Genomic DNA, 18,610 nt, shown 5'->3' with positions numbered 1-18,610 from the left:
CATCGCGCGACACCTCCCATGCCCGCACCGAGGGCGCCGGAGCCGACCCGGCCGCCCTCCTTCGCGAAGGTGGCGTAGACGTTCTGTCTCATCTCAGAAATCCCACCCTTCTTCCTCGTCGACCGCGGCGACGGCCTTGGTCGTGGCGAAGGACTCGCCCGCCATGCCGGCCGCGAGCGTGGTGCCGTCCGCGGGGTCGATCAGCAGGAACGATCCCGTACGACGGGAGTCCGCGTACGCGTCGAGCGCGAGCGGCTCGGCGGTGCGGACCACGACCCGGCCGATGTCGTTGGCGACCAGCTGCCCGGGGTTCGGGTGCTGGGAGAGGTCGTCGAGGGTCAGCCGCGAGGGGATGTCCTTGACGATCGCCTTGACCGTGCGCGTGGTGTGCTTCAGCAGGACCCGCTGGCCGACGGCGAGCGGCTGGTCCGCCACGTGGCAGACCGTCGCCTCGACGTCCTGGCTGGTGGCCGGGGCGTCGCCGCTCGGCGCGAGCAGGTCGCCGCGCGAGATGTCGATGTCGTCGGCGAGCCGGATCGTCACCGACTGCGGGGCCCAGGCGATGTCCACGGACTCGCCCAGCGCGTCGATCGCGGTGATCGTCGACTTCTTCCCCGACGGCAGGACGGTGATCTCCTCGCCGACCCGGAAGGCACCGGCGGCGATCTGGCCGGCGTAGCCCCGGTAGTCGGGGTGCTCGGCGGTCTGCGGGCGGATCACGTACTGCACGGGGAACCGGGCGTGGCAGGCCGTCAGGTCGTGGCTGACCGGGACGGTCTCCAGGTGCTCCAGGACCGTCGGGCCGCCGTACCAGTCCATGTTGGCGGACGGCTCCACCACGTTGTCGCCGGCGAGCGCGGAGATCGGGATCGCGGTGATCTCCGGGACGCCGAGCTCGGAGGCGTACGTCGTGAACTCCTCGGCGATCGCGGCGAAGACGGACTCCCGGTAGTCGACCAGGTCCATCTTGTTCACGGCGAGGACCACGTGCGGGACGCGGAGCAGCGCGGCGACGGCGGCGTGCCGGCGGGTCTGCTCGACGACGCCGTTGCGGGCGTCGACCAGGACCACGGCCAGTTCGGCGGTGGAGGCGCCGGTGACCATGTTCCGGGTGTACTGCACGTGCCCGGGGGTGTCGGCGAGGATGAAGCGGCGGCGGGGCGTCGCGAAGTAGCGGTAGGCCACGTCGATCGTGATGCCCTGCTCGCGCTCGGCCCGCAGGCCGTCGGTCAGCAGCGCCAGGTCCGGGGCCTCCTGGCCGCGGGAGCGCGAGGCGTGCTCCACGGCCTCCAGCTGGTCGGCGAGGACCGACTTGGAGTCGTGCAGCAGTCGGCCCACCAGGGTGGACTTGCCGTCGTCGACGGAGCCGGCGGTGGCGAAACGCAGCAGGGTGGTGGCCGCCAGCTGGTCGGACAGCTGCTCGGTGGACGTGCTCATTTAGAAGTACCCTTCGCGCTTGCGGTCTTCCATCGCGGCCTCGGACAGCTTGTCGTCGGCCCGGGTGGCGCCCCGCTCGGTGAGGCGGGAGGCGGCGATCTCGGCGATGACGGCGTCCAGCGTGGTGGCGTCGGAGTCGACGGCGCCGGTGCAGGACATGTCGCCGACGGTGCGGTAGCGGATCAGCCGCGTCTCGACCGTCTCCGACTCCTTCGGGCCGCCCCACTCGCCGGCGGTGAGCCACATGCCGTTGCGGGCGAACACCTCGCGCTCGTGGGCGAAGTAGATCTCGGGGAGCTCGATCTTCTCCCGCTGGATGTACTGCCAGACGTCCAGCTCGGTCCAGTTGGAGAGCGGGAAGACCCGGACGTGCTCGCCGGGGGCGTGCCGGCCGTTGTAGAGCTGCCACAGCTCGGGGCGCTGGCGGCGCGGGTCCCACTGCGAGAACTCGTCGCGCAGCGAGAACACCCGCTCCTTGGCGCGGGCCTTCTCCTCGTCGCGGCGGCCGCCGCCGAAGACGGCGTCGAAGCGGTGCTGCTGGATCGCCTCGGTCAGCGGGACGGTCTGCAGCGGATTGCGGGTGCCGTCGGGACGCTCGCGGAGCTTGCCGGCGTCGATGTACTCCTGCACGGAGGCCACGTGCAGCCGCAGCCCGTGCTGGGCCACGACCCGGTCGCGGTACTCGATGACCTCGGGGAAGTTGTGCCCGGTGTCGACGTGCAGCAGCGTGAAGGGGACCGGCGCGGGGGCGAAGGCCTTCAGCGCCAGGTGCAGCATGACGATGGAGTCCTTGCCGCCGGAGAAGAGGATCACCGGCCGCTCGAACTCGCCCGCCACCTCGCGGAAGATGTGGACGGCCTCGGACTCCAGGGAGTCGAGGTGCGACAGCGCGAACGGACTGTCCGTGGTGTCGTGAGTATGGGCAACGGTGGTCACAGCAGACCCCTCTCGGTGAGCAGCGCGTGGAGCTGCGCCGCGGACTCCTGCACGGTCTGGTTCTGCGACTCGATCCGCAGATCGGGGCTCTCGGGCGCCTCGTACGGGTCGTCGACGCCGGTGAGGCCGCTGATCTCGCCCGCGGCCTGCTTGGCGTAGAGGCCCTTCACGTCACGGACGGAGCAGACCTCGACCGGGGTGGCCACGTGGACCTCGACGAAGGCGGTGCCCTCGGCCTGGTGCCGCTTGCGGACCGCCTCGCGGCTGTCGTTGTACGGGGCGATGACCGGGACCAGGACCTTCACGCCGTGCGAGGCGAGCAGCTCGGCGACGAAGCCGATCCGCTGCACGTTGGTGTGGCGGTCCTCGCGGCTGAAGCCGAGGCCCGCGGAGAGGAACTCGCGGATCTCGTCGCCGTCGAGGATCTCGACGCGGTGGCCCTCGTCGCGGAGGCGACCGGCCAGCTCGTACGCGATGGTGGTCTTTCCGGCGCTCGGCAGGCCGGTGAGCCAGATGGTGGCACCGGTCACGTGGTTCTCCTGAAGTCTCTGAGGGTTCGTCATCCGTGCAGCCCGCACTCGGTCTTGGCGCGGCCCGCCCAGCGTCCGGCGCGGGCGTCCTCGCCCTCCAGGACGCGGCGGGTGCAGGGGGCGCAGCCGACGGAGGCGTACCCGTCCATGAGGAGCGGGTTGGTGAGGACACCGTGCTCCGTGACGTACGCGTCGACGTCGTCCTGCGTCCAGCGGGCGATGGGGGAGACCTTGACCTTCTGCCGCTTCTCGTCCCAGCCGACGACCGGGGTGTTCGCCCGGGTCGGGGACTCGTCGCGGCGCAGGCCGGTGGCCCACGCGCCGTACGCGGTGAGGCCCTCCTCCAGCGGCTTGACCTTGCGCAGCGCGCAGCACAGGTCCGGGTCGCGGTCGTGGAGCTTCGGACCGTACTCGGCGTCCTGCTCGGCCACGGTCTGACGCGGGGTCAGGGTGATGACGTTGACGTCCATGACGGCGTCCACGGCGTCCCGGGTGCCGATGGTCTCCTCGAAGTGGTAGCCCGTGTCGAGGAAGACGACGTCCACGCCGGGCTTCACGCGGGAGGCGAGGTGGGCGACGACCGCGTCCTCCATGGAGGAGGTCACGCAGAAGCGGTCGCCGAAGGTGTCCACGGCCCAGCGGAGGATCTCCAGCGCGGAGGCGTCCTCCAGATCACGGCCGGCCTGCTCGGCGAGTGCCTTCAGGTCGGCCGCGGTCGTGTCCTGAGTGACCGTCATATGTCTTTCCTTCCAGTGGTGTTGCCCGAAGTCGCCGGGGCGAGGAGCCCCAGGAACTTCAGCTGGAAGGCTCGACTGCACGCGGCGCATTCCCACGCGCCGTGGCCCTGCTCGTTCGGACGCAGGTCCTCGTCCCCGCAGTAGGGGCAGAAGAAGGGGGCCGCACGCTCGCTCATGAGAGGGCCTCCTCGGAGGCGCGGGCCGCCCAGGTCGCGAAGCGCTCGCCGGTCTCGCGCTCCGCCTGGAAGCGCTTGAGGACCCGCTCCACGTAGTCCGGGAGCTCGGCCGCCGTGACCTTGAGGCCGCGGACCTTGCGGCCGAAGCCGGCCTCCAGGCCGAGCGCGCCGCCCAGGTGCACCTGGTAGCCCTCGACGCGGTTGCCCTCGTCGTCCAGGACCAGCTGGCCCTTGAGGCCGATGTCCGCGACCTGGATGCGGGCGCAGGCGTTCGGGCAGCCGTTGATGTTGATCGTCAGCGGCTCGTCGAACTCCGGGAGACGGCGCTCCAGTTCGTCGATGAGCGAGGAGCCGCGGCCCTTCGTCTCGACGATCGCGAGCTTGCAGAACTCGATGCCGGTGCAGGCCATCGTGCCGCGCCGGAACGGGGTCGGGTTCACCCGCAGGTCGAGCGACTCCAGGGCGGCGACCGCCGAGTCGACCTGGTCCTGCTCGATGTCGAGCAGGAGCATCTTCTGGTCGGCGGTGGTCCGCACCCGGCCGGAGCCGTGCCGCTCGGCCAGGTCGGCGATCTTGGTCAGGGTGGCGCCGTCGACCCGACCCACGCGCGGGGCGAAGCCGATGTAGAAGCGGCCGTCCCGCTGCTCGTGCACGCCCATGTGGTCGCGCCACTGGCCCGCGGGCTGCTCGGGGGCGGGGCCGTCCGTCAGCTTGCGCTTCAGGTACTCGTCCTCCAGGACCCGGCGGAACTTCTCCGGGCCCCAGTCGGCGACGAGGAACTTCAGGCGGGCGCGGTTGCGCAGCCGGCGGTAGCCGTAGTCGCGGAAGATCGAGATGACGCCCTCGTAGACGTCGGGGACCTCGTCGAGGGAGACCCAGGTGCCCAGGCGGACGCCGAGCTTCGGGTTGGTGGACAGACCGCCGCCGACCCAGAGGTCGAAGCCGGGGCCGTGCTCCGGGTGCTCCACGCCGACGAAGGCGATGTCGTTGATCTCGTGCGCCACGTCGAGGAGCGGCGAGCCGGAGACCGCGGACTTGAACTTGCGGGGCAGGTTGGAGAAGTCCTTGTTGCCGACGATCCGGCGCTGGATCTCGTCGATGGCGGGGGTGCCGTCGATGATCTCGTCGGCGGCGATGCCGGCCACGGGGGAGCCGAGGATGACACGCGGGGTGTCACCGCAGGCCTCGGTGGTCGACAGGCCGACCGCCTCCAGGCGGTTCCAGATCTCGGGAACGTCCTCGATGCGGATCCAGTGGTACTGGACGTTCTGCCGGTCCGTGATGTCGGCGGTGCCGCGGGCGAACTCCTCGGAGATCTCGCCGATCACCCGGAGCTGCTCGGTGGTCAGCCGGCCGCCGTCGATGCGGACCCGGAGCATGAAGTACTCGTCGTCCAGCTCCTCCGGCTCCAGCACGCCCGTCTTGGTGCCGTCCAGGCCCTGCTTGCGCTGGGTGTAGAGGCCCCACCAGCGCATGCGTCCGCGCAGGTCGTTGGGGTCGATGGAGTCGAAGCCGCGCTTCGAGTAGACCGTCTCAATACGTGTCCGCACGTTGAGACCGTCGTCGTCCTTCTTGAACTGCTCATTGCCGTTCAGGGGGGTGAAGTGCCCCACGGCCCACTGACCCTCGCCACGGTGGCGCCCGGCCTTGCGGCGGGCGGCGGCGGGAGTGGGGTTTTCCGGGGTGGCGGCCATGGCGTCTTGTCCTTCGGGACTGCGAGAGGGCGGCTCTGACCTGCACACTCGCGCTCAGGTCAGAGGGTGGCGCGTCAGTGCGCAGCAGGGTGGGGCAGAGTCGGGCGATGAGGAGATGGCGGCGGTGCTGGTTCTCTCAGCGCGCCGAACAGATGGCGCTGGACATGCGGCCGAGGTCGACGTGCCGCCGACTCACCAAGGCAATTCCAGTTCCAGGCATGACGGAAGCGTGTCACGGGACTTTGGACCCAGTCCAGCATCGTCCATCATTCGGACATAGTCGTCCCGCAGAGCGAGACGGTGTGTTCCAGGTCACGCGAAAGGGGCCCTGTTCGGGGCCCCTTCACGAGCGCACGAGAACACCCGAGGGCGTCAGGCGTGCGCGCCCGGCCAGGGACCGGGGGTCTCCGACTCCTCGACCTCCTCGACCTTGGTGTCGAAGAGCCGGAAGCCGCGCCGCTCGTAGTTGGCCATGGCGTGCGGGCCGTCGAGCGAGCAGGTGTGCAGCCACACCCGCTTCGTGGCCTCCCGCTCCGGCCAGCGCTCGGCCAGGTCCCAGGCGCGCGCCGCTCCGTAGGAGAGGAGGTGGCCGCCGATCCGGCGGCCCCGGAAGGCCGGGATCAGGCCGAAGTAGACGATCTCCACCACACCGTCGTCCTGGGGGTCGAGCTCCACGTACCCGGCCGGCGTCCCCCTGTCGTACGCCACCCAGATCTCGGCGCCCGGCTTCTCCACTATCTCCTGCCACTGCTTGTACGTCAGCGACAGCCGGTCGGACCAGCGGATGTCGCCGCCGACCGCCGTGTAGAGGAAGCGGCTGAACTCCGCCGAGGGCACCTCGGCGCGCCGGATCTCCACGTCGTCGCCCTCCGGCGGGGTGGCGGGGCGGAGGTCGGACGGGGAGGTCTGTTCGAGGGACCAGGTGGTGAGAGTGATGCTCATGGGGTCATCGCATCATGCGGAGCGCCGGATTCCCACCCTGTTCGGCGCCGGCGGACAAGGCGTCCGGCATACGGACAGCCCTGGGCGACGCGCGCCCCCGGCCGCGGGTGGAGCGGACCGCCCCCTCCGGCCGCGCGAGTCGGGCCGCCACTCCGCCGCGTGCGAACCGAGCCGCCACCCTGCCGCGTGCGAACCGGGCCGCCACCCTGCCGCGCGCGAGCCGGGCCGCCCATGACCTCGGAGGTAATCGACCGCCGGGCCCCGCCCCCGGCAGGGTGATCGCACCGGGACGGCAGCGGCCGCCCGGTGATCGGACGAGAGGGCGAGAACATGGGTACGGGTCGGCGTGGTCTGCTGGGCATCGCGATGGCGACCGCGGTCGTGGCGGCGGCGGTCACCGTGACGACGGCACAGGCACAGCCGGGCGGGGGCACGGACGCCGTCCGGAGCGACTGCCCGGCGGCGCGGGCGGAGGTCGACCGGCTGGAGGGGCGGATCACCCCCAACGCCTGCGCCTTCATGGAGCGGCAGATCGCCTTCGGGAAGCTCCCGACCGGGACCCCGCCCGCGTACGGCGACCTCGGCCACCCCCGGGTCCGGGCCTACCTCGACATCTTCGACCCGGACGCCACCCTCTGGGAGGCCGGCGCCGAGCCGCAGCGCGGGCGCACCGCGATCGGCACCTCCATCACCGGCTCCCTCGTCCTCGCGCCGAGCCTCGCCTACCGGGGCACGAACGTCGTCGCCGACGGCAGCACCGTGATGTTCGGCCAGTGGAACGAGGTCACCCTCAAGGGCCGCACCGTCGCCTACCCCCAGATCGCCCGGAACGTCCTCGGCGACGAGGGCCGCACCCTCCAGGCCCGCCGCTACTACGACCGGGCCGTCCTCTTCCGGGACACCCTGCCCGGGGACGCGCCGGTCCCGCTCTTCGCGGGCATCACCGACAGCGGCGAGCGCGGCGGCGAGCGCGGCGACAGCGGCCGGCGCGGCGACGAGCCCGGCGGCGGCATCCCCGCGGGCCTCCGCGCCGCCGAGGTCCCGGACCGCCTCGCCGCCTGGAACACGGAGGACGTCGACGCCCTGCTCGCCCGTACCGCGGGAGCGCGCCTCTCCGGCCCGGGGCTCGACGCCCCGCTCACCACCGGGGCCGGCAAGCGCGCCTACCTGGAGCGGCTCTTCGCCACCGCCGACCTCCACCTCAAGGCCGGCCAGGTCGCCGAGGGCACGACCACGACCTACGTCGAGTGGCACGGCACCGCCTCCGGCGCCAAGGGCACCGGCATCCCCTTCGGGATCGTGGAGCGCTTCGGCCCCGGCGGGGAATGGGAGCTGTACTTCGACACCCTGCCGCTGGTCGCGGACCGGGCCGAGATCGGCGCCCTCTTCCGGAAGCTCGCCTCCTAGAGCGACGGATCAGGCCGGGCTCGCGGCGCGGACCGCCGGGGCCGTCGAGTGGGGGAGCAGGTCTCCCGGGCGCTCCGGGCGCAGGACCTCCACCGCGACCTCCTCCCGGAAGCGGTACGGGCGGTGCGCCAGGACCCCCGCCAGGTTCCGCCGCACCCGGGACATCTCCGCCCGTACGGTCACCGTCCGCGTACGGTCCCCGAACACGTCGTCCGCGAGCTCGGCCGCCGTCCGCCCGTCGCGGTGCAGCGCCAGTACATAGAGGAGCTCCGCGTGCCGGGGGCTGAGCTCCTGCTGCCAGCTGCCCGCCGCCCCGGACACGGCCACCGTCCAGCGGCGCGGCCGGCTCAGGTCCAGGACCACCCGGCTCGCCGCCCCCGCGTCCGGCTCCTCGGGCAGGGCCTCCTCCTCGACCCGCAGCAGCCAGCCGCCCGGCAGCGGCTCCACCGCGCACACGCCGAGCGAGGGCAGCCAGACCCGGCCGGCCCGGAACGACTTCGGCAGCGGGATCCGGTCCACCGGCGCGAGGCCGGTCACCGCCGCCGTCCAGCCGTGGTCGTCCACCGCGACCGCCCGGCCGCCCACCCGGCACAGGATCGGCGCCGCCACCGCCCGCAGCCGCTCGACCGACCGGCGGTGGCGCTCCCGCATCTCGGCCTCGGCGAGCTGCGCCACCGAGCCGACCAGGGCCAGCATCGCGGGGTGGAAGCTGGAGGCGGGGCCGGACACGTCCAGGATCCCCAGGAGCCGCTGGTCGCGCGGGTCGTGCACGGGCGCGGCGGCGCAGGTCCAGTTGTGCAGCGCCTGCACGTAGTGCTCGGCGGAGTGCACCTGCACCGCCCGGTCCAGGGCGAGCGCCGTGCCGACGGCGTTCGTCCCGGTGGCGTCCTCGGCCCAGGCGGCGCCCTCCTCCAGACAGATGCCGTTCGCCTTCCGCAGCACGGCGGAGTTCCCCTGGCGCCACAGCACCCGCCCGTGCTCGTCGGTGACCACCATGATCTGGAGGGAGGCGTCGGCGATGCCCGCGATGCCGCCGCTCAGCGTCTGCATCACCTCGGAGAGGAGCGTGGTCCTGCGCCGCTCCTCCAGCTCGTCCCGCTGGAGCAGCACGGTGCTGGTGCTCTGGTCCGGGTCGAGTCCGAGCCGGGCCATCCGCCGCCAGGACGCGTCGATCTCCGGGCGGGGCGCGATCGGCGGGCGCCGCCCGGCCAGGGTCTCCTCGCGCACCCGATGGAGCAGTCGGCTGGCCTGGGTGGCGTCCATGGCGGCGAGCCGCTTCATGTCGAGCTGCGTGTTCTTCATCGGTCTCTCCCCGCCACCCGGCGTGATGTATCGGTTCTGCACAGGGCAGATGTCCGGAGTGTCGGTGCCCATCGTGCCGTCCGGGAGCGCCCGGCGAGGCCCGGTTCGGGTAATCCTGCAACCCTTTGCAACTCTGGCGACCGACCGGCCCCGTGGGCGAGGGTGGTGACAGCGGCGGGTGGTGCCGTGTCGGCGCAGCACCACCCCCGCTTTTCCGTGCGTGCCGACCTGATCGACGCCCCGTCAGGTCCACCTCCGGCGCGCCCGGCACGGCGTTTCCGTACGGCCCGCGCCGCCGTGCCTCCCCCCGGACCACGGCTCGCACCCCCGTACGTACCCTCGTGCTACGGCCCGCGCCGCCGTACCTCCCCTCGGACCACGGCCCGCGCCGCCGTACGCCTCCTCAGACCACGGCCCGCGCCCGCTCCACCACCGCCCGCAGGTCCAGCGTGTGCGGGAGCGTCCCGAAGGCCGCGCCGCCGTCCCCGCCGAGCCGCGCCGCGCAGAACGCGTCCGCCACCTCCGGCGGAGCCCACCGCACGAGCAGCGCGCCCTGGAGCACCAGTGCGATCCGCTCCGTGAGCCGCCGGGCCCGCGCCTCGATCCCCTCCAGGTCCGCCAGTTCGACGAGGAGCCCCCGGATGGCCCGGTCGAGCCGGTGATCGGCGCCCCGCGCCGCCCCCACCTCCCGCAGCAGCGCGTCGAGGGCGGCGGGCTCGGTCCGCAGCGCCCGCACCACGTCGAGCGCCTGCACGTTCCCCGAGCCCTCCCAGACCGAGTTGAGCGGCGACTCCCGCAGCAGCCGGGGCATCCCCGACTCCTCCACGTACCCGTTGCCGCCCAGGCATTCCAGTGCCTCCGCCACCACCGGCGTACACCGCTTCGTCACCCAGTACTTCGCCGCAGGCACGGCAATACGGAGCAAAGCGCGCTCCTGTTCGGGGTCGCTCCCGCCGGCGGTGTCGGCAGGGTGGGCGCTGCCGCCGTCGGTGTTGTCACCGCTGTCGCTGCCGCCGTCGGTGTTGTCGCCGCCGTCGGTGGCGTCGTACGCCGCTGCCAGCCGCATGCCGAGTACCGTCGCCGCCTCCGACTCCAGGGCCAGGTCGGCGAGCACGTTCCGCATCAGGGGCTTCTCGACGAGCAGCCCGCCGAAGGCCGAGCGGTACGAGGCGTGGTGCACGGCCTGCGCCACCGCCTGCCGCATCAGCGCCGCCGAACCCAGCACGCAGTCGAGCCGGGTCGCCGCGACCATGCCCATGATCGTCCGGATCCCGCGCCCCTCCTCGCCGACGCGGCGCGCCCAGGTCGTCCCGTCGAACTCCACCTCGGCGGAGGCGTTCGACCGGTTGCCCAGCTTGTCCTTGAGCCGCTGGAGCGCGAAGGCGTTGCGCGAGCCGTCCGCGAGCACCCGGGGCACCAGGAAGCAGGTCAGGCCCCCCGGAGCCTGCGCGAGGACCAGGAAGGCGTCCGACATGGGAGCCGAGCAGAACCACTTGTGCCCCGTCAGGACGTACTCGCCGTCGGCCGCGAGCGGCCGGGCCTCCGTGGTGTTCGCCCGGACGTCGCTGCCGCCCTGCTTCTCCGTCATCGCCATGCCGAGCAGCGCCCCCGGCTTCTCCGCGACCGGACGGAGCTCCCGCTCGTACACGTGCGAGAGGGCCGCGGGCTCCCAGACCGCCGCGAGCTCCGGCTCGACGCGCAGCGCGGGCACCGCGGCGTGCGTCATCGACACCGGGCAGCCGTGCCCCGCCTCCGCCTGCGAGGCCACCAGGAACCCGGCGGCCCGCCGCACATGACCACCCGGACGGCCCCAGGCGTCCGTGAGGCCCGCCGAGACGGCCTTCCCGAGGAGCCGGTGCCAGGCCGGATGGAACTCGACCTCGTCGATCCGCCGGCCGTACCGGTCGTGGGTCCGCAGCCGGGGCGGATGCTCGTTCGCCTGCTCACCCCACTCCCGCACCTGGGCCGAACCGGTCGCCCGGCCCAGCAGGCTCAGCTCGTCGCGCGCCTCTTCCAGGAGGGCCGGGGCGAGGTGGCGCTCGACCGCCTCCGCCAGCGCCCGGTCGCTCGTGAAGACGTCGTACCCCACCAGGGGCGGAGCCTGGTTGGTCACGGTGTGGGTGCTCGCTGCCATGCCGATACGGTAAGCAGGTGCAGGCAGCAAGAGAAACACCCGATCGGCCCGAGCGTCGGCCCTGGAGCAGGCTCCACCGCGCGCGCGTCCTCTACCGCAACGTCTCGAAGCGGAAGATGGCCTGGCTGCTCCTCAAGGACACCGTCAACTCGTGCATCGAGTACCGGATCCTCGGCCTCGCCGCCGAGGCCGCGTTCTTCACCCTGCTGTCGCTGCCGCCCCTGCTGCTCGGTCTGATCGCCGTCCTCGGCTACGCCGACGACTGGACCAACACCGACACTGTCACCAGCATCCGGGAGAACATCCTCCACGCGGCCGGCACGGTCCTCTCCGACCGGGGCGTCCACGAGATCGCCGAACCGCTCCTCGACGACATCACCCAGGGCAAACGGCCCGACCTGATCTCCCTCGGCTTCGCCATCGCCCTCTGGTCCGGCTCGCGCGCGGTGAACGTCTTCATCGACACCATCACCGTCATGTACGGCCTCGACGGACACCGGGGCATCGTCAAGACCCGGCTCCTCGCCCTGCTCCTCTACATCGTGGCGCTGCTCATCGGAGCCGTCGTGCTGCCCCTGGCCGTCGTCGGCCCCGACCGGGTCGTCCAGCTCGTCCCCTGGGGCACCGAGGTCGTCGCCGTCCTCTACTGGCCGGCCGTCATCCTGCTCTCCATCGCCTTCCTCACCACGCTCTACCACGTCTCCGTGCCCGTCAGGTCGCCGTGGATCGAGGACATCCCCGGCGCCCTCGTCGCCCTCGGCATGTGGGTCCTCGGCAGCTTCCTGCTGCGCATCTACCTGACCAGCCAGGTCGAGGGACCGACGATCTACGGCTCGCTCGCCGCGCCCATCGCCGTCCTGCTCTGGATCGGCGTCTCGGCCTTCGCGGTCCTCGTCGGCGCCGCCGTGAACGCCGCCATCGACCGCGTCTGGCCCTCCGTCGCCACCGCCGCCGCCCGCGAGGCCAACGAACGGGCCCGCGCCGTCCAGGCCGCCGAACTCGTCGCCCGCGTGCGGGCCGAGGCGGAGGACGTCGACGAGGACGACCCGGACATGCCGTCCGAGTTCCCCGAGCGCTGGTCCAGGTTCCTCCCCCCGGACGACGTGAAGTCCCGCCTCCACTCGGGCTGGGAGAAGGACTGACCTCCGCCCCGGCCCAGGGCCTACGCTCGAAGGGTGTACGAGGAGCGCCCCGCCCTGCTCGACGGAGCCGTGCTGTGGACCCGGACCGCCGCCGGCCCCACGGCGGACCGGCCCGTCCTGCCCGACGGCTGCATGGACCTGATCTGGGCCGACGGGAGCCTCCTCGTCGCCGGACCCGACACGCGCGCGTACGTACCGGGCGAGTCCGCCGCGCGGTACGCGGGCGTCCGCTTCGCCCCCGGTGACGCCCCCGGCTTCCTGGGCGTCCCGGCCCGCGAACTCCGCGACCGGCGGGTCGCCCTCGGCGCGCTGTGGGGCGAGGCGACGGCGCGGCGGCTCGGCGAGCGGATCACGGAGGCCGCCGATCCGGCCGCCGCCCTGGAGGACCTCGTCCTGCGCCGGGCCGCCCGGGGCCCCGGGCCCGATCCGCTGCTCCGGGCCGTCGTGGCGCGGCTCGCGGCGGGCAGGCCGGTCGCCGAGACGGCGGAGGCGGTCGGGCTGGGCGCCCGGCAGCTGCACCGGCGCTCCCTCGACGCCTTCGGCTACGGCCCGAAGATCCTCGCCCGCGTCCTGCGCCTCCAGCGCGCGCTCGCCCTGGTCCGGGCCGGGGTGCCCTTCGCGGAGGCGGCCCCGCGCGCGGGCTGCGTCGACCAGGCCCACCTGGCGCGGGAGGTCCGGGCCCTCGCGGGGACCACCCTGAGCGCCTACGCGGCCTCCGAGGCCGCGAAGAGCGAGACCTCGCCGCCGTCCGGGTCGAGGACCACCGCGTAGCGCTGCCCCCACACGGCGTCCCAGGGCTTCAGATGCCCCCGGTACCCGGCGGTGACCAGCTCCTCGTAGACCGCGTCCACCTCCGCCGGCGCACCGCACCGGAAGGCGAGCCCGACCCGGTTGCCCACCGGACGCGTCCAGCCGGGATCGAAGGAACGGATGACGTCCTCCGTGTCCCAGGCGATCCGCAGCCCGCCGGGCAGCGCCGCCTCCACGTGCGGGGCCGACCCGGCCCCGGCAGGGACGTCCAGGCCGAGGCGCCGGTAGAACGCGAGCGAGGCGGCCATGTCCGAGACGACGAGGCCGACGAGGTCGAAGCGGGGAGTGATGCGCGGTGCTGTGTCCATGACCGCACGGTAGGCGCGAGGCCCGTGGCCGGTCTTGTACGAATCGGACGCGGCCCCCGGCCGCCCCCGCACCTCCCGGCCCACGGCCGGGCCGTGAAGCACGCGCGTGTGCGCCGTCCCGGAGCGCACGCCGTGTTGGCCGGAAACGGGCTGTCCGGCTTTCGCACCCGCTCCCCACGATGGGCGCGTGTCCAAGGCGAACCCCCAGGAGCCGGCCGGCCTGCGCCCCGACCCGAAGAGGGCCGGCGGGCGGGACGGGCTGCTGACCACCCTGTCGAGCGAGGCCGTGCAGGCCGTGGACCGTTTCGCGTGGTACTCCGATCAGATACAGCGGTACATCTTCCCCATCACCCTCTCCACCCCTTACACAGCGGACTTCCGTTCCGAGGTGTCGGCGCTCCAGCTCGGCGCGGTGCAGGTCGCACGCTTCACCTTTCCTCCGCTGGAAGCAGCGCGTACGGCACGGCACATCCGAAGCGTCGACCCCGAGACCTACCAGCTCGGGTGGATGCGCCGCGGCGCCATGACGGCCACCCAACTCCGCAACGACGCGTTCGTCGGGCCGGGTGACATGGTCCTCTTCGGCACGTCCCACCCGCTGCGGGCCGGCGTGCGGGACGAGGGCGCCATGACCGAGGTGGCCGTGCTCCGCATCCCGAAGAACGCCCTGCCCCTACCGTCCGCACAGGTCGACCGCCTCCTCGCACGACGACTCGCCCCCGAGGGGGTGAGCGGTGCCCTGCTGCACCAGCACCTGCACACCCTGCTCGCCCACGCGTCCGAGGTCGGGCCGGCGGAGGCCCATCGCCTGGGCACCGTCACCGCCGACCTGATCGCCTCCTTCGCCGCCGACCGGCTCGACAGAGCGGAGCTCGTGCCGTCGGAGACCCGCACCACGGTGCTGCGTGCCCGGATCAACGCCTTCATCACCCGCCACCTCGGCGACCCGGAGCTCCGGCCGGCGGTCATCGCCGCCCACCACCACATCTCCCTGCGCTCCCTCCACGCCCTGTTCCAGCAGGAACCGGCCACGGTCGCGGCGACAATCCGGCACCGGCGCCTGGAACGCTGCCGCGCCGACCTCGCCGACCCCGGAATGCACGACCGGCCGATCGCCGCCATCGCCGCCCGCTGGGGACTGCTCGTACCGGCCGAGTTCAGCCGTGCGTTCAGGGCCGCATACGGGATGAGCCCGGGCGAGTACCGGGCGGAGGCGACCCGCCTCCGGCGATCCGCACGGGATCACAAGCCACTGTGCGCGCACCCACAAGCCGATCCGGCGGGCCGACGGCACGATGAGAACCCACCGACCCGGGCAGCGCGCTGATCGACGGGACCGGGGGCGGCGTCGCTCCTGCCCGGGTCGGGGACCACACCGGCCCGGGCACACGCCCCGGCGAGAGGAGACCCGTCCGGGTCGTACTCGTCCGGTACCGGGCCGGCCCTCACCTGCGCCCACGGCACGGGGCCGCCCGGAGGGGACTCTGACGTGATCGTTCGTGCGGTGGCTTGGGGGAGACGCCATGTACTTCGACGACTGGGAGAAGCGGCAGGCGTACGACCGGGGACGCCAGGACGAGCGCGACCGGATCCGGCGGTCGGTCGACGGCGACGACGGCGACGGGTGCTTCGGCGTGATCTTCCTGTGCGTCATCATCTACGTGATCGTCAAGGCCTGTTCCGGCTGACGCCGGGCCGGGACTGACCACCGCCAGGCCGCCGCACCACGTCAACGCCCCGGTGCGGCGGCGGGGTTCCGGATTTAATCGGTGGTGCCGTGCCCCGGGGCGGGCTATGGTGCTGCTCGTCCGTACCCAGAGGGACGGTGTCGGTTCGTCGAGAAGAAGCCGGAGGTGAGGACATTGATGACTGTCACGGTGACGGGCTCTGCCCGCATTCAGGAGTTCATCGTTCCCACTTCCGTGGCCTCCGGCTGACACCCGTTCGATCCGCGCGCTCGGAGCGCGCCGCCGGGGCCGCCCTTCGAAGGGTCCCCCTTGTCTTTCCCGCTTTCCTCCCTCTCCTCTTCCTCCTCCCTGCTCGACGCCCACGGCTGGGACTCCGGCTGGGCCGCCGACTTCGCGCCCCACGCCGCCCGGGGACTCGTCCCGGGGCGGGTCGTCCGCGTCGACCGCGGGCAGTGCGACGTCGCCACCGCCGAGGGCATCGTCCGCGCCGACACGGCGTTCGTGACCCCGCACGACCCGCTGCGGGTCGTCTGCACCGGCGACTGGGCCGCCGTCGACCCGGAGGGCGCCGGCGACCCCCGGTACGTGCGCGCGTGCCTGCCGCGCCGTACGGCCTTCGCGCGCTCCACCTCCTCCAAGCGGTCCGAGGGCCAGATCCTCGCCGCCAACGTCGACCACGCCGTCATCACGGTCTCGCTCGCCGTCGAACTCGACCTCGGCCGGATCGAACGCTTCCTCGCCCTGGCCTGGGAGTCCGGCGCCCAGCCGACCGTCGTCCTCAGCAAGGCCGACCTCGTGCCCGACCCGGTCGGGCTCTCCTACCTCGTCGAGGACGTGGAGACGGTCGCGCCCGGCGTCCAGGTGCTGCCGCTCAGCTCCACCACCGGGGAAGGGCTCGACGTGCTCGCCGCGACGATCGCGGGCGGCACGACCGTGCTGCTCGGCGTCTCCGGCGCCGGCAAGTCGACCCTCGCCAACGCGCTGGTCGGCGACGACGTGATGGACGTCCAGGCCGCCCGTGACGTCGACGGCAAGGGCCGGCACACCACGACCACCCGCAACCTCTTCGTCCTGCCCGGCGGGGGAGTCCTCATCGACACCCCCGGACTGCGCGGCGTCGGACTCTGGGACGCCGAGGCCGGGGTCGGCCAGGTCTTCTCCGAGATCGAGGAACTGGCCGGGGACTGCCGCTTCCACGACTGCGCCCACGAGTCCGAGCCGGGCTGCGCGGTGGCGGCGGCGATCGAGGACGGCTCGCTGCCCGTGCGCCGCCTGGAGAGCTACCGCAAGCTGATCCGCGAGAACCGGCGGATCGTGGCCAAGACCGACGCCCGGGTGCGCTCCGAGATGCTCAAGGAGTGGAAGCGCATGGGCAGGGAGGGCCAGAAGGCCATGGAGCTCAAGCGCGGCGGCGGCAGGACCCGGTGATGCCGGGACCGAGCCGATCGCGGTGTCCGAAAACCGCGAGCCGGGCGGTGCCGGCTCCCGCACACTGGGAGCCATGAGGGACGACGACACCCGCTACGAGGCGGTCAGCAGCAGGGACGCGCGGTTCGACGGAGAGTTCTTCTTCGCCGTCCGGACCACCGGCATCTACTGCCGTCCCAGCTGCCCCGCCGTCACGCCCAAGCGGCAGAACGTCTCCTTCTACCCCACGGCCGCCGCCGCCCAGGGTCACGGTTTCCGCGCCTGCCGCCGCTGCCGTCCGGACGCCGTGCCCGGCTCCGCCGAGTGGAACGTCCGGGCCGACGTCGTCGGGCGCGCCATGCGGATGATCGGCGACGGCGTCGTCGACCGCGAAGGCGTGCCCGGCCTCGCCGGCCGGCTCGGCTACAGCACCCGGCAGGTGCAGCGCCAGCTCACCGCCGAACTGGGCGCGGGACCGGTCGCGCTGGCCCGCGCCCAGCGGGCGCACACCGCGCGGCTGCTGCTCCAGACCACGGGGCTGCCCGTCACCGAGATCGCCTTCGCGGCCGGATTCGCCAGCGTCCGCCAGTTCAACGAGACGATCCGCGCCGTCTACGCCCGCACCCCCACCGCCCTGCGCGCCGAGGCGGGCAGCGGCGCGGGAGCCCGTACCGCGCTCGCCGCCGGGGTGCCGCTGCGGCTCGCCCACCGGGGGCCGTACGCGGCCGGCGAGGTCTTCGACCTGCTCGCCGCCGAGGCCGTGCCCCGGGTGGAGGAGGTCGTCGGCGCCCCCGGCGCCCGCACCTACCGGCGCACGCTCCGCCTCCCGTACGGCACCGGCGTCGTCTCCGTCGACGAGCGCTCCGGCGGACGCTGGCTCGAGGCCCGGATCCACCTGACCGAGCTGCGCGACCTGACCACCGCCGTGCACCGGCTGCGCCGCCTCTTCGACCTGGACGCCGACCCGTACGCGGTCGCCGAACGCCTCGGGACGGCCCCCGCGCTCGCCGCCGAGGTGGCGGCCCGGCCGGGCGTGCGCTCTCCCGGCACGGCCGAGCCCGAGGAGTTCGCGCTGCGGACGGTCCTCGGCGCCGAGGAGTCGGCCCGGCTCGTCGAGCTCCACGGCACCCCGCTGGCCACCGCCTGCGGAACCCTCACCCACGTCTTCCCGGAACCCGCCGCCCTGACGGAGCACCCCGTCGCGGGGCCGCTGGCCCGTGCCCTCGCCGACGGAGCCGTACGCCTCGACCCCGGCGCCGACCGCGACGAGGCCGAGCGCGCCCTGCTCACCGTCCCCGGCGTGACCGCCGAGGCCGCCGCGCTGATCCGGATGCGGGCCCTCGGCGACCCCGACGTGCCCCCGAAGGGCGCCCCGTCGGGGGCGGAGGAGTGGCGCCCCTGGCGCTCCTACGCGGCGCGCTACCTGAGCCCGGCCTGATCGGCAAGACACCCCTGAGCCCCTCAGCCCCAGATCACCGCGCCCGCCCAGGCGCCCACGACCAGCAGGCAGGCGAAGAGCTCGACGAGCACGCTCGTGCCGGCCGCCCGCATCACCGTCCGGGTCGCCGCCCTGGCCTGGCCGTGGCCGCCGAGGCGGAGCCGCTCCGAGAGGTAGATCCCGCCGACGAAGCCGGGGATCGCGCCGACCACCGGGATCAGGACGAAGCCCAGGGCGGCGCCCACCCCCGCGTACGTCACCATGCGCCGGGTGATGCCGACGCCCCTGAGGCGGCGCGGCGGCAGCTGCCAGACGATCACCTGGGTGAGGAGCAGCAGGCCGGTCGAGGAGGCCAGCAGGATCCAGGCCAGGTCCGTGCGCTCGTGCAGCGCCCACCAGAGCATCGCCGCCCACACCAGCCACGTCCCCGGCACGCCGGGCGCGAGCACCCCGAACAGGCCGAGCAGCATCACCGTCCCGATCATCAGGAGCTGCCACACACCCACGCTGTCAGCGTGCACG

Annotated in this window: 19 protein-coding genes; 7 read left to right on the top strand and 12 right to left on the bottom strand. The window is 73.3% G+C overall.

Annotation, left to right across the window (positions count from 1 at the left end; translation table 11 throughout):
* Positions 1-93 precede the first annotated feature (93 nt).
* The 8 genes from ACIGW4_RS00275 to ACIGW4_RS00240 all read right to left on the bottom strand — a co-directional run bounded on the left by ACIGW4_RS00275 (position 94) and on the right by ACIGW4_RS00240 (position 6,452).
* Positions 94-1,437: a sulfate adenylyltransferase subunit 1 gene (locus ACIGW4_RS00275; protein WP_123456025.1), complete on the bottom strand. Its 1,344-nt coding sequence runs from the start codon at positions 1,435-1,437 to the stop codon at positions 94-96.
* A complete protein-coding gene (cysD, locus tag ACIGW4_RS00270; protein WP_123456026.1) occupies positions 1,438-2,373 on the bottom strand; it encodes a sulfate adenylyltransferase subunit CysD in 936 nt (311 codons plus the stop codon). It abuts the gene before it with no gap.
* Positions 2,370-2,936 carry an adenylyl-sulfate kinase gene (gene cysC / locus ACIGW4_RS00265; RefSeq protein WP_399577431.1) on the bottom strand — a complete coding sequence of 189 codons (567 nt, stop codon included), beginning with the start codon at positions 2,934-2,936 and terminating at the stop codon, positions 2,370-2,372. The genes cysD and cysC overlap by 4 nt, the downstream gene beginning before the upstream one ends.
* Positions 2,933-3,640, bottom strand: a complete 708-nt coding sequence (locus ACIGW4_RS00260) for a phosphoadenylyl-sulfate reductase (RefSeq protein ID WP_041131841.1) — start codon at positions 3,638-3,640, stop codon at positions 2,933-2,935. The genes cysC and ACIGW4_RS00260 overlap by 4 nt, the downstream gene beginning before the upstream one ends.
* Positions 3,637-3,816 carry a hypothetical protein gene (locus ACIGW4_RS00255; protein WP_086825442.1) on the bottom strand — a complete coding sequence of 60 codons (180 nt, stop codon included), beginning with the start codon at positions 3,814-3,816 and terminating at the stop codon, positions 3,637-3,639. The genes ACIGW4_RS00260 and ACIGW4_RS00255 overlap by 4 nt, the downstream gene beginning before the upstream one ends.
* Positions 3,813-5,510, bottom strand: a complete 1,698-nt coding sequence (locus ACIGW4_RS00250; RefSeq protein WP_399577428.1) for a nitrite/sulfite reductase — start codon at positions 5,508-5,510, stop codon at positions 3,813-3,815. Before ACIGW4_RS00250 ends, ACIGW4_RS00255 begins: the two co-directional genes overlap by 4 nt.
* A gap of 136 nt (positions 5,511-5,646) precedes the next feature.
* Positions 5,647-5,730: a putative leader peptide gene (locus ACIGW4_RS00245; protein ID WP_356067285.1), complete on the bottom strand. Its 84-nt coding sequence runs from the start codon at positions 5,728-5,730 to the stop codon at positions 5,647-5,649.
* 152 nt (positions 5,731-5,882) lie between these two features.
* Positions 5,883-6,452, bottom strand: coding sequence for a GNAT family N-acetyltransferase (locus tag ACIGW4_RS00240; protein ID WP_123456031.1), 570 nt, complete (start codon positions 6,450-6,452; stop codon positions 5,883-5,885).
* 330 nt (positions 6,453-6,782) lie between these two features.
* Here ACIGW4_RS00240 and ACIGW4_RS00235 point away from each other — a divergent pair, with 330 nt between their 5' ends.
* A complete protein-coding gene (locus ACIGW4_RS00235) occupies positions 6,783-7,859 on the top strand; it encodes a hypothetical protein (protein WP_399577426.1) in 1,077 nt (358 codons plus the stop codon).
* A gap of 9 nt (positions 7,860-7,868) precedes the next feature.
* On the opposite strand, the gene ACIGW4_RS00230 is transcribed toward ACIGW4_RS00235, so the two are convergent.
* Together ACIGW4_RS00230 and ACIGW4_RS00225 are read right to left on the bottom strand one after the other, a co-directional pair.
* Positions 7,869-9,161 (bottom strand): GAF domain-containing protein, encoded by a 1,293-nt coding sequence (locus ACIGW4_RS00230; RefSeq protein WP_359590484.1) that lies wholly within the window; start codon positions 9,159-9,161, stop codon positions 7,869-7,871.
* Between the two features lie 403 nt (positions 9,162-9,564).
* Positions 9,565-11,295, bottom strand: coding sequence for an acyl-CoA dehydrogenase family protein (locus ACIGW4_RS00225; protein WP_398710433.1), 1,731 nt, complete (start codon positions 11,293-11,295; stop codon positions 9,565-9,567).
* A gap of 17 nt (positions 11,296-11,312) precedes the next feature.
* Here ACIGW4_RS00225 and ACIGW4_RS00220 point away from each other — a divergent pair, with 17 nt between their 5' ends.
* Complete coding sequence (locus tag ACIGW4_RS00220; RefSeq protein WP_359590481.1) at positions 11,313-12,437, top strand: YihY/virulence factor BrkB family protein; 1,125 nt, start codon at positions 11,313-11,315, stop codon at positions 12,435-12,437.
* A 33-nt stretch (positions 12,438-12,470) separates the two neighbouring features.
* The gene (locus ACIGW4_RS00215; RefSeq protein WP_399577423.1) at positions 12,471-13,208 is read left to right on the top strand and encodes a DUF6597 domain-containing transcriptional factor; all 738 of its coding nucleotides are present in this window, start codon (positions 12,471-12,473) and stop codon (positions 13,206-13,208) included.
* On the opposite strand, the gene ACIGW4_RS00210 is transcribed toward ACIGW4_RS00215, so the two are convergent.
* Positions 13,142-13,555 (bottom strand): VOC family protein, encoded by a 414-nt coding sequence (locus ACIGW4_RS00210; RefSeq protein ID WP_399577421.1) that lies wholly within the window; start codon positions 13,553-13,555, stop codon positions 13,142-13,144. The genes ACIGW4_RS00215 and ACIGW4_RS00210 overlap by 67 nt on opposite strands.
* A 187-nt stretch (positions 13,556-13,742) precedes the next feature.
* Here ACIGW4_RS00210 and ACIGW4_RS00205 point away from each other — a divergent pair, with 187 nt between their 5' ends.
* From ACIGW4_RS00205 to ACIGW4_RS00190, 4 genes are all read left to right on the top strand, one after another.
* Positions 13,743-14,882: a helix-turn-helix domain-containing protein gene (locus tag ACIGW4_RS00205; RefSeq protein ID WP_399577419.1), complete on the top strand. Its 1,140-nt coding sequence runs from the start codon at positions 13,743-13,745 to the stop codon at positions 14,880-14,882.
* Positions 14,883-15,078: 196 nt separating this feature from the next.
* A complete protein-coding gene (locus tag ACIGW4_RS00200) occupies positions 15,079-15,243 on the top strand; it encodes a hypothetical protein (RefSeq protein ID WP_185094670.1) in 165 nt (54 codons plus the stop codon).
* A 309-nt stretch (positions 15,244-15,552) separates the two neighbouring features.
* Positions 15,553-16,671: a ribosome small subunit-dependent GTPase A gene (rsgA, locus tag ACIGW4_RS00195; RefSeq protein ID WP_123456047.1), complete on the top strand. Its 1,119-nt coding sequence runs from the start codon at positions 15,553-15,555 to the stop codon at positions 16,669-16,671.
* 73 nt (positions 16,672-16,744) lie between these two features.
* A complete protein-coding gene (locus tag ACIGW4_RS00190) occupies positions 16,745-18,088 on the top strand; it encodes a DNA-3-methyladenine glycosylase 2 family protein (RefSeq protein ID WP_398713526.1) in 1,344 nt (447 codons plus the stop codon).
* 23 nt (positions 18,089-18,111) lie between these two features.
* Here ACIGW4_RS00190 and ACIGW4_RS00185 read toward each other — a convergent pair whose 3' ends face one another.
* Positions 18,112-18,594, bottom strand: coding sequence for a DUF456 domain-containing protein (locus tag ACIGW4_RS00185; RefSeq protein WP_123456049.1), 483 nt, complete (start codon positions 18,592-18,594; stop codon positions 18,112-18,114).
* Positions 18,595-18,610 lie beyond the last annotated feature (16 nt).

Origin of the sequence: Streptomyces sp. NPDC053513 (assembly GCF_044544765.1) — a bacterium.
Taxonomy (GTDB): domain Bacteria; phylum Actinomycetota; class Actinomycetes; order Streptomycetales; family Streptomycetaceae; genus Streptomyces; species Streptomyces litmocidini.
This window is presented reverse-complemented; position numbering and strand designations above follow the sequence as displayed.